This window comes from Clostridium sp. Marseille-QA1073, from assembly GCF_054863625.1.
On the sequence record NZ_JBSVQM010000008.1, the window covers coordinates 82,066 to 103,323 of the forward strand.

At 27.8% G+C, this 21,258-nt stretch carries 12 protein-coding genes, 1 pseudogene and 2 other annotated features; of the genes and pseudogenes, 9 read left to right on the forward strand and 4 right to left on the reverse strand.

The genetic code is table 11. From position 1 onward, the window contains the following. Nucleotides 1–154: 154 nt before the first annotated feature. Nucleotides 155–460, reverse strand: coding sequence for a hypothetical protein (locus tag ACY1IQ_RS09305; protein WP_461613681.1), 306 nt, complete (start codon nucleotides 458–460; stop codon nucleotides 155–157). 419 nt (nucleotides 461–879) lie between these two features. On the opposite strand from ACY1IQ_RS09305, the pseudogene ACY1IQ_RS09310 reads away from it, so the two are divergent. Further along, a pseudogene (locus ACY1IQ_RS09310) lies at nucleotides 880–9,467 on the forward strand (GH36-type glycosyl hydrolase domain-containing protein). A gap of 79 nt (nucleotides 9,468–9,546) precedes the next feature. On the opposite strand, the gene ACY1IQ_RS09315 reads toward ACY1IQ_RS09310, so the two are convergent. Continuing rightward, nucleotides 9,547–9,924 carry a VOC family protein gene (locus ACY1IQ_RS09315; RefSeq protein ID WP_461613682.1) on the reverse strand — a complete coding sequence of 126 codons (378 nt, stop codon included), beginning with the start codon at nucleotides 9,922–9,924 and terminating at the stop codon, nucleotides 9,547–9,549. Nucleotides 9,925–10,068: 144 nt separating this feature from the next. Then, complete coding sequence (locus ACY1IQ_RS09320; protein WP_461613683.1) at nucleotides 10,069–10,296, reverse strand: hypothetical protein; 228 nt, start codon at nucleotides 10,294–10,296, stop codon at nucleotides 10,069–10,071. A gap of 568 nt (nucleotides 10,297–10,864) precedes the next feature. Between ACY1IQ_RS09320 and ACY1IQ_RS09325 the strand changes: the two genes are divergently transcribed. The 5 genes from ACY1IQ_RS09325 (at nucleotide 10,865) to ACY1IQ_RS09345 (ending at nucleotide 16,619) form a co-directional block, all read left to right on the forward strand. Next, entirely contained in the window at nucleotides 10,865–11,242 is a 378-nt protein-coding gene (locus ACY1IQ_RS09325) for a desulfoferrodoxin (RefSeq protein ID WP_461613684.1), read from the forward strand. Between the two features lie 51 nt (nucleotides 11,243–11,293). Further along, nucleotides 11,294–11,532: a binding site (T-box leader), on the forward strand. 66 nt (nucleotides 11,533–11,598) lie between these two features. Further along, nucleotides 11,599–12,597: a tryptophan--tRNA ligase gene (gene trpS / locus ACY1IQ_RS09330; RefSeq protein ID WP_461613685.1), complete on the forward strand. Its 999-nt coding sequence runs from the start codon at nucleotides 11,599–11,601 to the stop codon at nucleotides 12,595–12,597. A 108-nt stretch (nucleotides 12,598–12,705) separates the two neighbouring features. Continuing rightward, the gene (locus ACY1IQ_RS09335; RefSeq protein ID WP_461613686.1) at nucleotides 12,706–13,293 is read left to right on the forward strand and encodes an AAA family ATPase; all 588 of its coding nucleotides are present in this window, start codon (nucleotides 12,706–12,708) and stop codon (nucleotides 13,291–13,293) included. Between the two features lie 377 nt (nucleotides 13,294–13,670). Continuing rightward, nucleotides 13,671–15,269 carry a peptide chain release factor 3 gene (locus tag ACY1IQ_RS09340; RefSeq protein WP_461613687.1) on the forward strand — a complete coding sequence of 533 codons (1,599 nt, stop codon included), beginning with the start codon at nucleotides 13,671–13,673 and terminating at the stop codon, nucleotides 15,267–15,269. Between the two features lie 813 nt (nucleotides 15,270–16,082). Continuing rightward, on the forward strand, nucleotides 16,083–16,619 hold the full coding sequence (locus tag ACY1IQ_RS09345; protein ID WP_461613688.1) for an ECF transporter S component: 537 nt from the start codon (nucleotides 16,083–16,085) through the stop codon (nucleotides 16,617–16,619). Nucleotides 16,620–16,738: 119 nt separating this feature from the next. Here ACY1IQ_RS09345 and ACY1IQ_RS09350 read toward each other — a convergent pair whose 3' ends face one another. Next, a complete protein-coding gene (locus ACY1IQ_RS09350) occupies nucleotides 16,739–16,900 on the reverse strand; it encodes a zinc-ribbon domain-containing protein (protein ID WP_191738990.1) in 162 nt (53 codons plus the stop codon). Nucleotides 16,901–17,505: 605 nt separating this feature from the next. Between ACY1IQ_RS09350 and ACY1IQ_RS09355 the strand changes: the two genes are divergently transcribed. From ACY1IQ_RS09355 to ACY1IQ_RS09365, 3 genes are all read left to right on the forward strand, one after another. Further along, nucleotides 17,506–17,916, forward strand: a complete 411-nt coding sequence (locus ACY1IQ_RS09355; RefSeq protein WP_461613689.1) for a hypothetical protein — start codon at nucleotides 17,506–17,508, stop codon at nucleotides 17,914–17,916. 75 nt (nucleotides 17,917–17,991) lie between these two features. Beyond that, nucleotides 17,992–18,209, forward strand: a binding site (T-box leader). A gap of 160 nt (nucleotides 18,210–18,369) precedes the next feature. Further along, nucleotides 18,370–19,596, forward strand: coding sequence for a tyrosine--tRNA ligase (gene tyrS, locus ACY1IQ_RS09360; protein ID WP_461613690.1), 1,227 nt, complete (start codon nucleotides 18,370–18,372; stop codon nucleotides 19,594–19,596). Between the two features lie 181 nt (nucleotides 19,597–19,777). Beyond that, complete coding sequence (locus ACY1IQ_RS09365) at nucleotides 19,778–21,256, forward strand: ATP-binding protein (protein WP_461613691.1); 1,479 nt, start codon at nucleotides 19,778–19,780, stop codon at nucleotides 21,254–21,256. Nucleotides 21,257–21,258 lie beyond the last annotated feature (2 nt).

The following is a 21,258-nucleotide window of genomic DNA, read 5'->3' on the forward strand; positions in this document are numbered from 1 at the left end:
TTTTAATGAAGTAAAGCAAAACATATCTATAGTTAAACTACCTTAAAATTAATATATAACTATACCTTTATTTAAACAGAAATAATAGGACTATACCCTTTGATATAATCCTATTATTTCTGCTAAAATTTAGTGTTATTTTAAAATGTAACTTTTATTTAAAGTATTTATATTTGTTAAGTGTTGGTAAAAAGGTTAATATCATTAGGGATACCCCCATAATTAATATTTCACCTGTTGATTTTATTATGTTTTTATTTATAAGAAAAGCAACTAAAACCATATATCCACCAATGAGTAAATATAAAAATCTTTGGCAGAATATGAACCTTTTTTTATTTGATATAACTTTCCCATTTTCTTCATACATTGCAAGGATCTTTTTCCAAGGCATGAATAAGGCCAGTAAAAGCTGTAAAATTCCTGCAGCAATCAGTATTATAATAATTAAGTTTTTCAAATTAAATCCTCCCTACAATAAAGAACTATATTATAATTCAATCTTCTAATTCAACATTAATTACATTGTACACTATAGGGATACAATGTGAAAACTTAAAATATACTCTAGAAAATAAATTTTCTATAAAAATAGCTTAAATTATTAGAAGTTAAGGATTAATAATTAAGAATGAAGAATTTATGAAAAAATTTACTAAAGGTGAATTTCTTAAAATAAAATTTATTTAAAAAACTTCAAAGTCCTTGGCGATGCAGTCTTAACCATAATTTTTCATCTTTAGCTCTTAATTTTTTAATTCATAAAAAAGAATTTTTTAAAAACTAATTTTTAACAAACTTTATTCCAGAAAACTTAATATACAGTAATAAATTATGATTACCTAGGAAATAATATACAGGTGACAATATATATTGAAAGTGAGGATTTTTATGGAGTACATAGTTATATTATCGATAGTTTTCTTAGTAGCATTGAAAGTTGCTACATTAAGAAAATGTAGTGATGATTTATTGGATTATATTAAGATAGGTGAAAATAATAAAGAGGATTTAAATAGCTTAGCTATGGAACTTTCACAAAAATACAGTGATATAACTAATAAGAGCTGTAAAAAATCTCTAATTTATAATATTCAGAAGTGCTATAAAAAGATCATTGCTTGTCATGATGAAATAAATGAGGAGTATAAAAAAAATTGCGATATTATACAAGGTGGAGAATGGATATTAGATAATATGTATATTCTAGAGAAAGAATATCATGATATAAAACTTAATATGCCACATAAATATTACAAACATTTACCTGTAGCTAAAAGAGGTATATTTAAGGGATATCCTAGAGTTTATCAAATTGCGGTAGAACTTGTAAGTAATAGTGAAGGAAACTTAAATGAAAATATAATTAAAGAGTTCATTAACAGTTATCAAAAAGAAACTATATTGACCATGGGTGAACTATGGGCATTACCAATTATGATTAGAGCTGCTTTAATCCAAAATATAGGAAAAACTTGTGAAGAAATTTCTTTTACAGTGGGAGAAAAAAAGAGAGCAGAAATTTTGGCACAAGATATAATTAACAGTCAATTAGATGGAACTTTAAAAGATAATTTTTACGAAACACTAAAAAAGCAAAAAATAACTACTACTTTTGCAGATCATTTATTAAAACTTTTAAGAGATAATGGAATTGAAAATAATAAAATAAATAAAGTAATAGAGGATAAATTAGAACTTAAAGAAATTAATATAGACACAGTAATAGCTACTTCTTATAAGAGAGAAAGTAAATTTGAAACTATATTAGGTAATAGTATTACGTCTTTAAGAGATGTGGAAAGTTTAAATTATAAAAGACTTTTTGAAGAAATATCTATAGTTGAGCAAATATTAAAAGAAGATAAATTAGAAGTTTACAATAATATGGATTTTCAATCTAAGGATTATTACAGGCATGTAGTAGAAAAAATATCAAAGCAGAGTAATATTCCAGAATCTTATATTGCAAAAAAGGCTTTAGAATGTTCAAATGAAAACACAGAGAAACCTTATAAAAATCATATTGGGTACTATTTATTTGATGATGGAAGAAAAAATTAAATAAAAAGTTAAACATTAATTATAAAGGTTTTGAAAGATTGAAAAACTATATAAAAGGGAAAGCAGTTACATTTTATGTAACAACTATTATTTTATTAACTATTATTTTATCTACAACCTTTGTATATTGGAGCTATATAAATGATTACAATTTTAGGCTATGGAAATATATATTAGCGGTATTGATAACAGCAATACCTCTTAGTGATGTTGTAATTTCTATATTGAATTGGAGTATTACTCACTTATGCATTCCAACCATAATGCCTAGAATTGAATTTAACAATATACCAGATGAGTGTAAGACTGCAGTAGTAGTACCAACTATTATAAATGATAGTAAAAGAGCTAAAGAATTAGTGGATAATTTAGAAGTGTATTATCTAGCTAATAAAGATGAAAATCTGTTTTTCGTATTATTAGGAGATTTCAGAGATAGTGATAGAGAAGTATTAGAAGATGACAAAAAAATTAGTGAAGATACCATTAATTATATAAGAGAGTTAAATGAAAAGTACTGTAAAAATAAAGATGATAGGTTTTTCTTTTTATGTAGACATAGAGTATATAATGAGGGAGAAAATCTTTATATAGGTTATGAAAGAAAAAGAGGGAAATTAGCAGAGTTTAATGCTTTGTTAAGAGGGGAAGAAAATACAACTTATAATATTTTTAGTAGTAGCATTGAGGAGTTAGGAAAGATAAAATATGTAATAACTTTAGATGCTGATACAGTGCTTCCTAGAGAAGCAGCTAAAAAACTTATAGGTGCAATGGCACATCCTCTTAATGTTGCCTATGTAGCTAAAGAAAAGAAGACTGTATTAAGAGGTTATGGGTTAATGCAGCCTAGAATTAGTATAAGTCTTTTAAGTTCGAATAAGACTTATTTTTCCAATATATTTTCTGGAGAAACAGGGATAGATATCTATACTATGGCAGTATCAGATGTATACCAAGATCTTTTTGGAGAAGGTATTTTTACTGGTAAAGGTATTTATGATTTGGATGTATTTGAATATATGTTAAAAAATGAAATACCTGAAAATAGAGTATTAAGTCACGATTTATTGGAAGGTTCCTATGTTAGAGCTGGTCTCATAACAGATGTGGAATTAATAGATGATTATCCCGCTTATTATAATTCGAGCTCAAAAAGACTTCATAGATGGGTTAGAGGAGATTGGCAGCTTATTCCTTGGCTATTCAAGAAAAGTCCAATAAATAGATTATCTAAATGGAAAATCTTTGATAACCTTAGGAGAAGTCTAATTTCGCCTTCTATGATAATACTACTATTTTTTACTTTAATAAAACTATTGCCTGATGGAACTGATAAATGGTATATGGTTGCATTTATCTCTCTCATTACTCCTATACTATTTGATGTTACTGAATATGTTGTATCACCACTAAAAGGTATTAGCTTAAGTGGAAGAATACAAGATGGAAAAATGGTATTTAAACAAGTATTTTTTATATATGTGTTTTTACCTTATCAAGGATATTTAATGTTAGATGCTATAATTAGAACTATTTATAGAATGGCTATATCTAAGAAAAATCTATTACAATGGCAAACAGCGGCAGATGTAGAGAGAACTTCAGGAAAAAGTTTAAAAGCATATATATACTCTATGTGGTATGGTAGTGCAATTTCTTTAGTTATACTGGCTGCAGCTTTTTATAACAACATAAATGTAGGATTGTCTTTATTACCAAGTTGTATTTTATGGTTTTTAAGTCCTATGATAGCATGGTTAATTAGTATTGAGAATGAAAAAGAGATATATACCATGGAAGAAAATGAAGAGGTCACAATAAGAAGGATAGCCAGAAAAACTTGGGCATATTTTGAAGATTTTATAACTGAAGAGTGTAATTATTTAGGAGTAGATAACTACCAAGAAGAGCCATATAAAGGTGCAGCTTTAAGAACTTCTCCTACTAATATGGGAATGAGTATTATTTCCAATATAACTGCTGTAGATTTAGGTTATATCAGCATTGCAAAAGCTGTAGAAAGAATAGAGAATTCTATAAATAGTATGGAAGAATTAGAAAAACATAGAGGGCATTTTCTAAATTGGTATAATAGTGAGACTAAAGAGCCATTATATCCAAGATATATTTCCACAGTAGATAGTGGAAATTTAGCAAGTTATTTGTTTACTACCTACGAAGCTTTAAATGTCTATGAGGAAAAGCCTTTTATTACTTCTATCACTAAAGGAATTCAAGATACAATTAGTTTAGCAGCAGAAGAAATTGAAAGTCTTCCATCTAAACAATATATATATTTAATGCTTCAAGATGAATTTGATAACAATACTAATGATTTAATTTCTTTTAGGCACAATTGTTGTAATTTATTGCTAAGGGTAAAGGAAATATTAGAAATTCAAGATTTGAAATTAACTTATTGGACTAACAAACTTATAGAGGACTTACAAGGTTATATCAAAGAAATAGATAATATATTCCCTTGGATTACTCATTTAGAGTGTTATGATGATGATATTCTAAATGAAATAGATAATATTGCTACCTATAATACATTAAAAGAGTATGAAAATAAGATTAATATATTAATGAAAAAAATAAAATCAAGTGAAGGAAAGTCTTTTTTAAAAAATAGTATAGATAAAATAAATACATTAATAAATTCTATAGATGAAGTAAAAGAAAAAGTATTAAATATGGCTTATGAAATGGATTTTTCTATACTCTTCGATAAGGATAGAGAATTATTTTCCATTGGCTATGATTTAGAAAGTAATAGTAGAGGAAAGAGTCATTATGATCTTTTAGCTTCAGAGGCAAGACAGGCAAGTTTTATAGCTATTGCTAAAAATGAAGTACCAACAAGTCATTGGTTTAAACTTGGAAGATCTATGACCACTGATGGTGTAGGAAAAGGATTAGTATCTTGGAGTGGTACTATGTTTGAATATTATATGCCTAGACTTATAATGAAAAATTATCCTAATACTCTACTAGATGAAAGTTATGAGTTTTCTTTAAATTCACAAATAGAATATGGAAAAAATAAAAAAGTTCCATTTGGTATATCAGAAAGTGCTTATTATAACTTTGACATGGATTTAAATTATCAATATAAGGCCTTTGGAGTGCCAACATTAGGGTTACAAAGAGGTCTTGAAAATGAATTAGTTGTGTCACCTTACTCAACTATAATGTCACTTATGGAAAATGAAGAAAAGGGCTTTAAAAACATAAGCAAACTTATTAAAGAGGGAGCAGAAGGAGTATATGGTTTTTATGAGGCTATAGATTATACTCCAGATAGGGTTTCAAAAGAGGTGAATAAGCAAGTTGTAAAATGTTATATGATACACCATCTAGGTATGAGTATAATGGCTATAGATAATATATTAAATAATAATATACTCCAAAAATACTTTCATTCAATGGCAATGATTCGAGCTACAGAGCTATTACTGCAAGAAAAGATTTCTAAAAGAGTAATCTATGATAGAGAAAAGAAATATGCAATTCAAAAAAGCATGCATGATGTACAAAAGATTATACCTAGAAAAATTGAGTCTCCAGTTAGTAAGTATCCTATAGTTGGGCTTTTATCTAATAATAATTATAGTATAATGCTAACAAATAGCGGTAGTGGATATTCAAAGATAGATAAATTGCTACTTTATAGATATAGAGAAAAAAATACAAATAATAATACGGGTATGTTCTTCTATGTGAAAGATATTAATAATGGAGAATATTTTTCTTCAACTTATGAACCTTGCAGGGAACATAGAGAAAAATATACTGCTAATTTTTATTTAGATAAAATTGAGTATATAAGAAATGATAGTGAATTGTTGACTAAAACTTCTATAGTGTTATCTAAAGATGAAAACCTAGAGCTCAGAACTTTAGAATTGAAAAACAATAGTGAAGAAGAGAAAATATTAGAGGTTACGAGCTATTGCGAGGTTGTACTTCAAGAATATGATGGAGATTTAGTTCATCCTGCCTTTGGAAATTTGTTTATAAAAACAGAATTTATAGGAGAAGATGAATTAATAATAGCTAATAGAAATCCTAGACATAAAAATGAAGAAACTCCTTATATGATGCAATATGTAGTAGTGGAAGGTGAGGTAATAGGTGCTTTAGAATATGAAACTTCAAGAGCAAAATTTATAGGAAGAGGTAACGATAAGAATGCTCCTCAAGCTATAAAAAATAATATAATGTTAACTAATACTGTAGGTGCTGTGCTAGACCCTATTATAAGCTTAAGAAAGAGAATTAAATTAAAACCTAAAAGTAGTTGCAAAGTTCATTTTTTAACTTCTTTTAGTTATGATAAAGAAGAGCTGATAGAAGTTTCAAGGAAATATAATGAAGTAGAATCAATAAATAAGTTATATAGTCTAAGTTTTGAATATTGTCAAAAAGAAATGAAAAACTTAAATATAAAATCCACTCAAGGAAATTTATATCAGCAATTAGCATCAAAAATATTATTTTTAAATTCTAGCTATAGAGAAAGAGAAGAACATATTATAAAGCTCAATAAAGGGCAAAAAGATTTATGGGGATACGGAATATCTGGTGATATACCTATGGTTTTAGTAGTGGTAGAGCAAGAAAAGCACATAGATATTGTAAGGCAAGTTATCGATGCTCATAACTATCTAAGAAGAAAGCATATATTTTTTGATTTAGTAATATTAAATCTAGAACCTATAAGTTATAAACTTCCTCTTCAAAAAAGCATAAGGGATTTAATATCTTCAAGTAGCTTGAAGTACCTAGAAAATAAAAAAGGTGGAGTATTTTTACTTTCATCAACTATACCTGAAGAAGATATAAACTTGTTTAAAGCAATATCTTCTGTAGTTATTCATGGAGATAAAGGAACCTTAGCTTCACAAATAAGTTATATGGAAAAGGAAAATAAAATAGTCTTTTTAGAGGATGATACAAAAAAAGATAAGAAAAGATATAACTATAAGGAAGAGATAGATATTAAAATTCCACAACTAGAGTATTTTAATCAATATGGTGGCTTTGGAGATAATGGGAAAAATTATACTATTATACTTAAAGATAAACAAAATACTCCTACACCTTGGATAAATGTAATAAGTAATCCTAATTTTGGATTCTTAGTGTCTGAAAGTGGAACATCTTATACCTGGTTTAAAAATAGTAGGGAAAATAAGTTAACCATATGGAACAATGATTATATTGTAGATTATTGCAGTGAATGTATATATATTAGTGATGGAGAGGAAGTTTGGAGTCCAACACCAAAACCTATAAGAGATAATAAAACTTATATAATTGAACATGGCTTTGGTTACTCTAAGTTTGTTCATTATAACTTTGGAATAACCTCCGAAACTACAATGTTTGTACCTATAGATAAAAATGTAAAGCTAATAAAGTTAAAACTTAAGAACAATGAAAATTATGAACGAGAATTACGTATAGGATATTATGCAGAATTAACTATGGGTGTTGTTAGAGAAAATACCTACAAAAAAATCTTTACTGAAATAGATAATGAGAAGTCATATATATCTAGTAAGAATCCTTATAATACACCATTTAAAGATACTATATGCTATTTAACTATTAACGGAGAAGAACAGATATCTTTTAGTGGAGATAAGGTTGAGTTTTTAGGAGAAGAAGGTAAAACTTCAAATCCTAGAGCTATGAAATGTAAGGAGCTAAGAGGTACCTATGGAGGAGGATTAGATCCTTGTTTGGCATCAATGACCACTATTAAACTTAAAGAAAATGAAGAAAAAGAAGTTGTGATTATTTTTGGAGCTGAAGAGAGTAGAGAAGTTTTAGAGAAAACCATAGAAAGGTATAGAAGTATAGAAGATGTAAATGCTTCCTTAAAAGAAGTAAAAGATTATTGGAATATACGTTTAAATACACTTCAGGTTAATACTCCAGATAAAAGCTTTGATATAATGCTAAATGGATGGCTTATGTATCAAACTATATGTTGTAGACTATGGGCTAGAACTGCATTTTATCAATCTGGAGGAGCATTTGGTTTTAGAGATCAGCTTCAAGATGTTATGGCAACATGCTATTTAGATCACAAAATTACTAAAAATCAAATCCTTTATGCTGCTTCGAGACAATTTGAAGAAGGAGATGTACAACACTGGTGGCATCCAATTATAGATAGTGGAATTAGAACTAGGTTTAGTGATGATTTATTATGGCTTCCTTATGTAGTTAGTGATTATATTGATAAAACAGGAGATTATAGTATTTTAGATGAAGAAATATATTATTTAAAAGATGAAGAACTTAGAGAAGGTGAAGATGAAAGATATAGAATTTCACCTAGATCGGAGTTAAAAGAAAGTTTATATAAACATTGCTTAAGGGCTATAGAAAGATCATTAAAATTTGGAGAACATAATATACCATTAATGGGTAGTGGTGACTGGAATGATGGAATGAGCACTGTAGGGAATAAAGGAAAAGGAGAAAGTGTTTGGCTTGCATGGTTTTTATATAGTATCTTAAACAGCTTTAAAAATATTTGTAGCTTTAAAGATGATGATAAATCTTATAAAAAATATGATGAAATACAAAAGTTTATAAAAAAATCTGTAGAAGAAAATGGATGGGATGGACAATGGTATAGAAGGGCTTACTTTGATGATGGTACTCCATTGGGATCATCTTATAATGAAGAATGTAGGATAGATTCATTAAGTCAATCCTGGTCTGTTATTTCTGGGGCTGGAGATAAAGAAAGATCAGAAGAAGCTATGAATAATCTTTATAAATATTTAGTAAGAGAAGATAAGGGAATGATACTATTATTAACTCCTCCTTTTAACAAATCAAAACTTGAGCCAGGATATATTAAAGGATATATACCAGGAGTTAGGGAGAATGGAGGTCAATATACTCATGCTGCTACTTGGGCAATACTGGCTTTTGCTAAAATGGGTAAATGTGATATTGCAGTAAAACTCTTTAACATGATTAATCCTATAAATCATAGTAGTGATTATTTATCCACAGAAATTTATAAAACAGAGCCTTACGTAATGACGGCAGATGTTTATTCTGTTGAGCCTCATGTAGGTAGAGGTGGTTGGAGTTGGTACACAGGAACTTCATCATGGATGTATAAAGTAGCTATTGAGGGAATTTTAGGGTTTTCTCTTAAAGATGGGAAAGGGTTTACCATAAGTCCTTGTAGCTCTTTACCTTGGCAGCAATATGAAATACAATATAGGTTTAATAAAGCCATTTATAATATTAGGATTAAAAAAGGTGAGAAAAAGAGTATTTATCTTAATGATAAAAAAATTGAAGATAATTTTATTCCTTACTTTGATGAAGGGCAATACAATATAGAAGTAACTTATAATTAATATATCTTTTTTGAAAAATAATAAGTTAGCATTTAAATGTAAACTATAAACTAAAAACGTGGTGATTAACCACGTTTTTTTAGTCAAAATCTTCTTCTATAAGTTCAACGGTGATTCCATCCATATCTTTTACAAATATGATTTTAGCGCCTAAATCTGTGGTTACAGGTCCCTGTAAGATTTCAATATTTTCACTTTTAATAATGTCTAACATTTTATCTATATTTTCAACGTGAACTATTACAGACATATTAGATTTAGATGAGCTTTCAGAGTTTATATTATTATTTTTTATAAATTCAATAAGGTTGTTGTTTTCATCACCTAATATTATTATGTGTACATTAGGTTGAGGAGTAAAATTTCTTTTTTCTTTAAGGTTTAAAAGTTTTTTATAGAAGTTCGTAGATATTTCCATATCTTTTACAAAAATTGTTGGATAAATAGATTTTATCATGTACTTTCCTCCTAAAACTAAATATTTTAAATTTTATGGTATACCTTCTTAATTTTCTTATATTTCGATTATAACAATTTTTTGAATTTTTCACCATATAAAAATACCTAGCTTTAAAAGCTAGGTTAAGACGTTTAAAATAAATTATTTTTCTTTTGAAGTTTTTTCGGATTTAAAACCAGGTATGTCTGAACCACTATTATAAGTATAATCAAATTCTTGATTGGAGATATTATTTGATACAACATTATCTCTTACGTTATCAGGAAGATTTGTATAATCTTTTAATGAATAAGCCTTAACTTCTTTTAATGGTGCTTCTAAAAATTCACGTTCATTTGGTCCATAAGAGCTTTTTTCCTTCTTTGCCATAAAAATCACTCCCTTATATAAATATGGTTTAGTTTAGACATCTTTAAAAAACAACTAGCCACTACACTAATTTATTTTCCGTTGTACCCTATCACATAGATAGATTTATAGATGTAAGTTAGTTTTTAGCTGGATATAAAATAATACTTTTATCTTTAGCTAGTCATTTTGCTTCAGACTCTTACAGTTATTTTGCCTACAATATAAAAAATAATACTAAATATATTTTGGACAAATTATAGAATTAAAAGGAGAATATTTCTTTTTGTAGAATAAGATAGTAATGATAGTAAAATTAGGTTAGTTACAATTTTATCCATATTTATGATGATTATTATAAATATAGCTTTAATACAAATTGTAATATAGTAAGTACTATTATTTTGCCATATAAAAATAACTGATCAGTATGCATATTTATTTTGTGGTATATTATGCATTTAGGATGAATAGTAATCTAAATACTACTGGAATATGTGTATTTGTATAACGCAAAATATACTTGGCATCTTTGAATAGTTATTTCTTTATATACTTACAATTTTTATTGAATTAAGGAGGAATTAATATGACAGAATTAAGACAAGTTTATAAATGTGATATTTGTGGAAATATGATAGAGGTTATACACGCTGCTGGAGGCAATTTAGTTTGCTGTGGTAAACCTATGACTCTTAAAAAAGAAAATACTACTGATGCAGCTAATGAAAAACATGTTCCTGTATTAGAAGAAGTGGATGGAAAAGTTGTTGTTAAAATAGGTTCAGTAGAGCATCCAATGACACCAGAACATCATATTGAGTGGATAGAACTTCATACAGAAGATAGAGTTTATAGAAAATATTTAAGCGTTGACGAAAAACCAGAAGCTGTTTTTAACACAACTCTTAATAAAGTTCTATACGCAAGAGAATATTGTAATTTACACGGATTATGGAAATCATAAAAACTATTGACATTATCTGCTTAATGTCATATTATATATAAAAGAAAATTAATAAAATCGTTGAAAAGAAGTAAGTAAGCTTAAAAACAGATTTAAAGAGAGTGATAGATGGTGGAATTATCATAATTATGCTTAAGCTGAATGGGTCTTTGAGATTCAAGATGAACTTAAAGTAGTCTTTGACGTGAACCTCCCGTTATAGAGGTAAGATATTATAATGTATCTGATAAAGAAGACTAAATTAATTAGTTTTAAATTTAGGTGGCACCGCGTATGATAGCGCCCTATGGAATTTTTCCATAGGGCTTTTTTATTTAATTTAGGGAATAATTTTAAAAGATAAAGGAGGAAGTTTTGTGGAAGATAAAAAAAAGGTTATATTTAGTGGAATAAAACCTTCAGGAGATTTAACATTAGGTAACTATTTAGGAGCTATTAAGAATTGGACTAAACTTCAAGAAGAATATGAATGTTATTTTTGTGTAGTTAATTTACATGCAATTACTGTATCACAAAGTCCAGCAGAGCTTAGAAGAAGAACCTTAGAAATTTTAGCAATCTATATAGCGGCAGGTATAAATCCAGATACTAATACACTATTTATTCAGTCACATGTGCCAGCTCATTGTGAGGCATCTTGGCTTTTAACTTGTAATAGTTATATGGGAGAGCTTAGTAGAATGACTCAATATAAAGATAAATCTAAGAATAGTGGAGAAAGTATAGGTGCTGGATTATTTAACTATCCAGTACTTATGGCAGCAGATATACTTTTATATCAAACAGATGTGGTACCTGTAGGAGTCGATCAAGTACAACATTTAGAGCTTGCTAGAGATTTAGCTGAAAGGTTTAATAGGCTATACAGTCCTACTTTTGTAATACCTGAGGCTTATGTGGGTAAAACTGGAGCTAAAATAATGGATTTACAAAATCCAGAGAAGAAAATGTCCAAATCTGAAGATAACCCGAATGGATGCATATTAATTATGGATCCACCTGAGGTTATAAGAAAGAAAATTTCTAGAGCTGTTACAGATAGTTTAGGAATAGTTAAATATAATGATGGCCAATTAGGCGTTAAAAATTTAATGACTATACTAAGTACTATAACAGGAATGACAATGGAAGAAATAGAGAAGAAATATGAAGGACTAGGATATGCAGAATTTAAAAAGGATGTAGGAGAAGCAATAATTTCTGAACTTGAGCCAGTTCAAAAAAAGGTTAAAGAACTTTTAGAGAACAAAGATTATCTTGAAGAAATTTATAAAAAGGGTTCAGAAAAAGCAAATTATGTAGCTACAAAGACATTAAGAAAAATGCAGAAAAAGATTGGGCTTATACCAAGATAATTAAGTTTATTTAAGAAGTTTTATTTCATATTTAAGTAAAATGTTGAAAATTGCATAGTAAATTGTTATAATTTACTATGCAATTAAAATATTTGGAGGTCATAGGCAATGACTACTAGAATAGCAGTTTTGGGTGGACCAAGATGTGGGAAGACTACACTTATACAACAATTATATGTTGATATGAAAATATTAGGATTGGATGTAGGATGTGCAGCAGAATATAGTACAGAGTATTTAAGAGAAAAAGGTATGATTGAAACTATCTCTGAACAATATGGTATATATTTAGGCCAAGCTAAGTTAGAAGAAGAGTTAGAAATTTTTGATTATGTTATTACTGATTATGCTACTTTTGTTCCATACATATATGCAAGGTTTATGCTAGGTGACAAAAAACGCACTGTAAAAGAAATAGAGATATTAAAGGATCTTTATGGTCTTGCAATTAGAGATATTTCCAAATACGATTATATATTTTATGTAGGAAGAGAATTTGGATATTCTAAAGATGGAGTTAGATGGCAAGATGAAGAAACTGCCAGCAAAGTAGATGAAGCTATTAAACAATTTTTAGATGTAGAATCTGTACCATATATTAAATTAACGGGAAATACTAGAGAAAGAGCGAAACAAATATTAGACATAATTGGAATAAAAGATATAAATTTAGAAGTTGCTGGAGAAAGCATTTAGAGACTATGTTTTAGTCACTAAATGCTTTTTAGGTTGCAAGAAATTATAAGAGTTATAATTAACATAATATTTTATTGTTTTAGATAAAAATATTTTTTAAAATTGTTTTATATATATCAATATGATATTATATAAGGTAGGTTTATTTACAGAACATAGCTTAAATCTCATAAAAATTTATTGATCTAGTTAATTTTAATAAAAATTAAATGTAGGATAATATATAATAAATTGTAATTTAGTTTTAAAATATTTATTACAATTAAATTTTTCTTTACAATAATAGATATATGGACATTTATAAAACTTTAAATTTATATATTTTATGAAGATTTAGGATAAAATAGTTAATATATTTAAATAAAGGAGCGGTACTTTTGAGCGATTACATAAAAGAAATTGAAAAAAGAAGAACCTTTGCTATAATTTCTCACCCTGACGCTGGTAAGACTACACTTACAGAAAAACTACTTTTATATGGAGGAGCTATTAGACTTGCAGGGTCTGTTAAAGCTAGAAAAACAGCTAAACATGCTGTTTCAGATTGGATGGAAATAGAAAAAAAGAGAGGTATTTCCGTTACTTCTTCAGTAATGGAGTTTAATTATAATGGATTTTGTATAAATATATTAGATACTCCAGGCCATCAAGATTTTAGTGAAGATACATATAGAACTCTTATGGCAGCGGACAGTGCGGTTATGGTACTTGACGGGGCTAAAGGGGTTGAGGAACAAACAAGAAAGTTATTTCACGTTTGTAGTATAAGAGAAATTCCTATATTTACTTTTATAAATAAAATGGATAGAGAAACAAGAGATCCTTTTGAACTAATGGAAGAACTTGAAAATGAGCTTGGAATTAAATCTTACCCAATAAATTGGCCAATAGGTACAGGAATGCACTTTAAAGGGGTTTATGATAGAGAGAAAAAAGAAATAGAAATATTTAATGCAGGGAACCATGGACAAACTGAAGTTGAAACAAATATAATTTCTATGGAAGATGAAGAGACAGTAAAAGAAGTTCTTGGAGATTCATTATATGAAAAACTATTAGAAGATATAGAGCTTTTGGATGTAGCAGGAGACGACTTTGATTATGAAAAAGTTAAAAGAGGAGAATTAACTCCTGTATTTTTTGGGAGTGCATTAACAAATTTCGGAGTGGAACCATTTTTAGGACACTTCTTAAATTTAACTACAGTACCATTACCTAGAGTATCAGATAAAGGTAAAATAGATGTATTTTCAGAAGATTTTTCTGCCTTTGTATTTAAGATACAAGCTAATATGAATAAAGCTCATAGAGATAGAATAGCATTTATGAGAATTTGTTCAGGGAAATTTGAAAAGGGTATGGAAGTTTTTCACATTCAAGGAAATAGCAAAGTTAAACTTTCACAACCTCAGCAATTCTTAGCACAGGATAGGGAGATAGTAGAAAATGCTTATGCTGGAGATATAATAGGAGTATTTGATCCAGGTATTTTTAGTATAGGTGACACATTATGTTCTCCAAGCAATAAGTTTAAATTTGAAGGAATACCAACTTTTGCACCAGAACATTTTGCTAGAGTTAGAACAGTAGATACAATGAAAAGAAAACAATTTATAAAAGGAATAACTCAAATTTCTCAAGAGGGTGCTATTCAAGTATTTAAAGAACTTCATATAGGTACAGAACAAATTATTGTAGGAGTTGTAGGAGTACTTCAGTTTGAAGTTTTAGAATTTAGACTTAAAAATGAGTATAATGTTGATATTAAAATGGATATGCTTTCCTTTAGAAATATAAGGTGGATTGAAAAATCTGATATACCAGCAGAGAAATTAAATATTACTAGTGATACTAAAGTTGTAAAAGACTTTAAAGATAGAGATTTATTGATTTTCCAAAATGATTGGGGAATAAGTTGGGCATTAGAACATAATGATGGTCTAGTATTATCAGATATAGCTAAAAATAATGATTAAGGTATTTTGAAATACTTAACAAAGAAAGCGTGATGAATTCACGCTTTCTTGTTTTTAAAAACTAATTATAGATAAATTAGAAAAAGGTATTTAAAGGTTAAAAGCCGTTTTAAATGCAGCTTTTAGAGATATTTTATGGACGTAAATATTTATGAAATATATCTTGAATTATGGTAAATAAGCTGATTATTAATAGCACATTTATTAAATTTCCACCAATTAAAAAGAAGAGACATATTAATAATAGTAGTAACATAAAACCGCCAAACCACCGTAAATATGTCATTTAGCTATCATCCGTTATGTAAAACTTATAAAATTTAATAAAAATATTATAAAACTTTATTCTTGATTTTATTCTTAATTTGTTCATCTTTAAAAAGCACTATTTTCATTTTATATATTGAATAGAAGATATTAAATTTTTATGTAACTTGTAATACTCAGAAATACTTTATTTTAATGATTAATTTATTGAGCATCTTATCTTCTTAAAATTTATTAAGCATAACTGAAAGTATAGTTGTAATTTTATAGTTACTAATATAGCGTCACATATTCAATAGATGAAAAGATAAACGGTTTTATAATAAATTTTTATAAGTAACAATAACGGTTTTCACCTACCTTTCTTCAAAGAATTTTTGAATATTCTTAATAGAACTATTTACTTATAAATTTGCAATTAAAATTAGTTTCCGCCAAAGTAGAATAAAATATACAAAACTTTTAAAATATTATTAACAAAACATTGTAATTTTTTCGTTTATATGTATAATTAATATGGGAAAACTTTATGGAGGAGTGTTTAGTATGGGAAATAACAAGGTAACTACTAAGAGTGGTGTAAATAGTAATACAGCATTATCATTAGTACAAGTTGCTATAATGGCTGCAATAATTTATATTGCAACTAGTATAATACATGTACCATTTATTTCTGGAGAAGGTGTACTTCACTTAGGTGATAGTGCAATTTTTGTTGCAGCAGTATTGTTAGGCAAGAAAAAAGGGGCTGTGGCAGGAGCAATAGGAATGACTTTATTTGATGTACTTTCACCATATATTATTTGGGCTCCATTCACTTTTATAATAAAAGGCTTAATGGCTTATATTGCAGGTACTTTAGCTTATAGAAATGGTTATGAGGGGAAAAATTTTATGAACAACTTTTTTGCTTTTGTAATTTCAGGAGTTGTTATGATAATAGGGTATTTTTTTGCAGGCTGGATAATATACGATTTACCTAATGCAATAGTGGCTATTCCAAGTAATGCATTGCAAGTTGCAGCTGGTATGGTTATAGCGTTACCGCTAGCAACACAATTAAAAAAACACATAAAGTTTTAATAGTATAGAGGGAATCATACCCTCTATTTTTTATATACAACCTTTATATGTTAAGAATATTATTCAATATAATTCTAAAATTAAAAAAGAGAGCAATTGCTCTCTTAGTAATCTAGTTATTATTTGCTGTAATTATTTCTAGAATTTTTTCTAGCTTTTCTGCACTCAGGGCATCTTACTGGATCATTTTCGAATCCTTTTTCTTTATAGAAAGCTTGCTCTCCCTCAGTGAATACAAATTCTTTTCCACAATCTTTACAAGTAATATTTTTATCTGCCATTATTAATGACCTCCTTTTAATCTAAGGACTAATTAAACAATGGATACTATCACTTTCTTTTCCTCGATTAAAGGAGGGGATAATTGCCTTGTTCTAATTAACCTTGTTCAATCTATTAGAGTTGAATAAAACCCTAATATTATTATAGCATAATTATTATATAATACAATAGAGTTTTTTAAAATAAGTGGAAATTTTTTTATGAAAGTAACAATTTATGTATATGAGTAAATTTAAATTGTTATCTGCATAAAATAATATAAAAGCTAGTTATGAAGAGGATTACATGGCATATGAAACTTTTAAATTATTGGTAAAAAATAGTATATGGCTAAAAATTCAAAAAATTAAAAAGAATCACAAAAATAATAAAAAAAATATTTCAAAGACTAGAAATTATTTTATAAAATATAGTTTAAAATGAATAATTATATAAAATTTAGCTATTATAGAAGTGAGGAATTTATAAATGGATTTTACATTAATTGAAAAATTTCCTAATAGTTTATTGTAAAAATATTCTGAATAATATATAATGAATATAACTCAAACATAGTAACTCATAGTAATAATTAAATAATAAAATAAGTCTGGGGGCGTTAAAAATGATTCATGTATTCTGTAACAAAAAAGGCTCAGGAAAAACAAAGGCTCTTGTTAGCTTAGCAAATGACAAGGTTTTGAAGGCAAAGGGTAACTTAGTTTATGTTGATGATGACAGAAGAATGGTTTTTGAACTAGATAGGAAGATAAGATTTATATGCGCAGAGGACTTTAAAGTAGATAATGCAAAAGATTTCTATGGTTTTTTATGTGGAATGATAGCACAGGATTATGACATTGAAGCTATTATGATAGACGGAGTTATGAATGGAGTAATTTCATCTTTAGAAGAAATGAAAAAATTATTTTATAAAATTGAATATTTGACTCAAGAGTTTAACGTTGAGTTTTTCATAAATATTAGTGGAGATCCTAGACAGTTACCAGATGAGATAAAGAGATATATTAGTTAAACCCAGTTATTTTATATAATTTATACTTGTATTTACTAAAGAATAATAGTATTATAGTAATAATAAATTTTATATTTAAAGGCGATGATAGAAATAAGTAGTTATGGAAATCATAAAGAGAGCTGATGGTTGGTGTAAATCAGTTGAGGAACATAATGAAATACATTCTTGAGCTTTAGGCTGAACTTAAATTTAAATAGTAGGCTGATACGGCATTTCTTACGTTACAAGATATGAGTGGATTTTTTTACAAAATCAATTTGGGTGGTACCACGGAAAATTTCGTCCCTAGTTTTTTAACTAGGGACTTTTATTTTATTTAAAAAAATATAAAAGCTTTAAAAAATATTTTTATAAAAATTTCAATGGTAATTTTAAATTTTGAATTCAAAAATATATATAGTTAATTTTTATTATTAAAACTAATATCGTACTACAAAAGGAGGAATAAAAATGAGTAATACAAATGTATATGACGTTTTAAAAGAACGTGGATTTTTAAAACAGTTAACACACGAAGAAGAAATGAGAGAAATATTAGGAAAAGAGAAAGTTACTTTTTATATAGGATTTGACCCAACAGCAAATAGTCTTCACGTTGGACATTTTATAGCTATGATGTTTATGTCCCATATGCAACAAGCAGGTCATAGACCAATAGCATTAGTTGGTGGTGGTACTGCAATGATAGGAGATCCATCAGGAAGAACTGATATGAGAAAAATGCTTACAAGAGAAGATATAGATGAAAATATTAGAGGTATTAAAAAACAATTATCAAGATTAATAGATTTTAGTGATGATAAAGCTATACTTGAAAATAATGCTAATTGGTTATTAGACCTTAACTATGTTGAATTTTTAAGAGATGTAGGAGTTCATTTTTCTGTTAATAGAATGCTTACTGCAGAATGCTTTAAACAAAGAATGGAAAAAGGATTATCTTTCTTAGAATTTAACTATATGTTAATGCAAGGATATGATTTCTTAGTATTAAATCAAAAGTACAATTGTACTATGCAGTTAGGTGGAGATGATCAATGGTCCAATATTTTAGCAGGGATGGAGCTTATAAGAAGAAAAGAAGGTAAAGCAGCATATGGTATGACTTGCTCACTATTAACTAACAGTGAAGGAAATAAAATGGGTAAAACTGCAAATGGTGCTGTATGGTTAGATCCAGAAAAAACTTCTCCTTTTGATTTTTATCAATACTGGAGAAATATTGATGATGCAGATGTTGAGAAATGTTTATCACTATTAACTTTTGTACCTATGGATGAGGTAAAAAGACTTTCTGCATTAGAAGGATCCGAAATAAATAAAGCTAAAACAGTACTTGCTTATGAAGTTACAAAGCTTGTACATGGAGAAGAAGAGGCAGAAAAAGCTAAGGCTGCTGCAGAAAGCTTATTTGGTGGCGGAGTTGATATGTCTAATGTACCTACAGTAACTATAGGCAACGATATGTTAGAAGGTAATATATTAGATATATTGGTTCAGACAGAAATAGTGCCATCTAAAGCAGAAGGAAGAAGACTTATACAACAAGGTGGATTAACTATAAATGAAACTAAGATAGATGATGTTAATGCTAAATTCTCTATAGATTTTATAAAAGATGGATATGCATTAATAAAAAGAGGAAAGAAAAAATTCTATAAGTTGGAAGTTAAATAAAAGAAAAACTGCTACAATGTTAGCAGTTTTTTTTTTACTCATGTATTTTAATGGCATTTTTAAAAATATATGTATACGGATGTTTTAAATAAAGGTGATTTTGATGAAACTTCAAAATAAAATGATAATTTTAGTAACTAGTATTATATGTTTTACCTTAATTATTGTAACTTATTTTTTTATGAATTATTCCAAGATGATATTAAAAGAAGAAAAAGGCAAGGCTGTTATGAATATGGCTACCTCGGTTGCAGCTATGGAAGTAGTTATAGATAATGTAGGAATGGAAAAAGGAATTTATAAAATACAGCCTAGAATAGAAGCTTTGAGACTTAAAACAAGAGGTCAATTTATTGTAGTGATGGATATGAAAGGTATTGCATATTCTCACTATCTTACAGAAAGCTTAGGGAAAATTTTTATTAATGAGAAAGAAAATATTGTATTATCAAAAGGTCGAAGTTATATTACTACAGACATAATTGAAGATATAGATAGATCTATTAAGGCTTTCACACCTATATATAGAGATGGAAAGCAAGTTGGTGCTGTTTGTGTAGGATTATTTTTAGGGAGTTTTAATGACGAATACACAGATTTAATGATAAATTTTCTTCCCTATGTAATTATAGGTCTTATAATAGGAATTGTAGGAGCTATTGTAATTTTTCATAATATTAAAAAGTCTATTTTTGGACTTGAACCTGATGAAATAGCTTGGGTACTTAGCGAAAGAGAAGCTATTTTAGAAAGTATGAATGAGGGAATAATAGCTTCAAATAAAGAAGGGATAATAACAGTAGTAAATAAAAATGCTAGAGAATTTCTGGCAGAGGAAAAATATGTAGGAAGAACTTTAAAAGAAATTGAACATTTTAGTAAATTAAAAATAGTATTAAAAGATGGAGTACCTATTACAAATGTAGAAGAAAAACTTCCTTTAGGAAAAACAGTTATTAGTAATTATTATCCTATCACTAATAATGGAAGTAATATTATAGGTTCTATTGTGACTTTTCAAGACTTTACAAAGGTTAAACTTATGGCCGAAGAACTTACAGGAATTAAAAGATTTATGTGGTCTTTAAGAGCACAAAATCATGAATTTATGAATAAACTCCATACAATTTCAGGACTTATTCAACTAGAGGAATATGAGAAAGCTTTAGAGTTTATACATAATACTGCACAAGCGAGAAGTCATATTTTAGACTTATTAAATAACAGAATTAAAGAACCTGTTATAGCCGGATTAATATTAGCAAAATATAATAAAGCATCTGAAGCAAGGATAGATTTTGAGATTGATCAGAGCTGTGAACTGAAAGAAATTCCTAAGGGCATAACAATAGATGAGTTTGCAATTATATTAGGAAATTTGATTGAAAATTCTATTGATGCGGTTATAGGCAAAGAAAATGCTAAAATAACAGTGTTTATAATGGAAAGTGACAAAGAGATTCAAATAGAAATAAGTAATAATGGAGATAAGATACCAAAAGATATAGAAGATAAAATATTTAATCAGGGTTTTACAACAAAACTTGGTGATAGGGGACATGGACTTTATAACATATTGAAAATAATAAAAGAGATAAATGGTAATATATGCTTTACTACTGATGAAAAGACTACTTGGTATGTAACGATTTCCAAATAGAG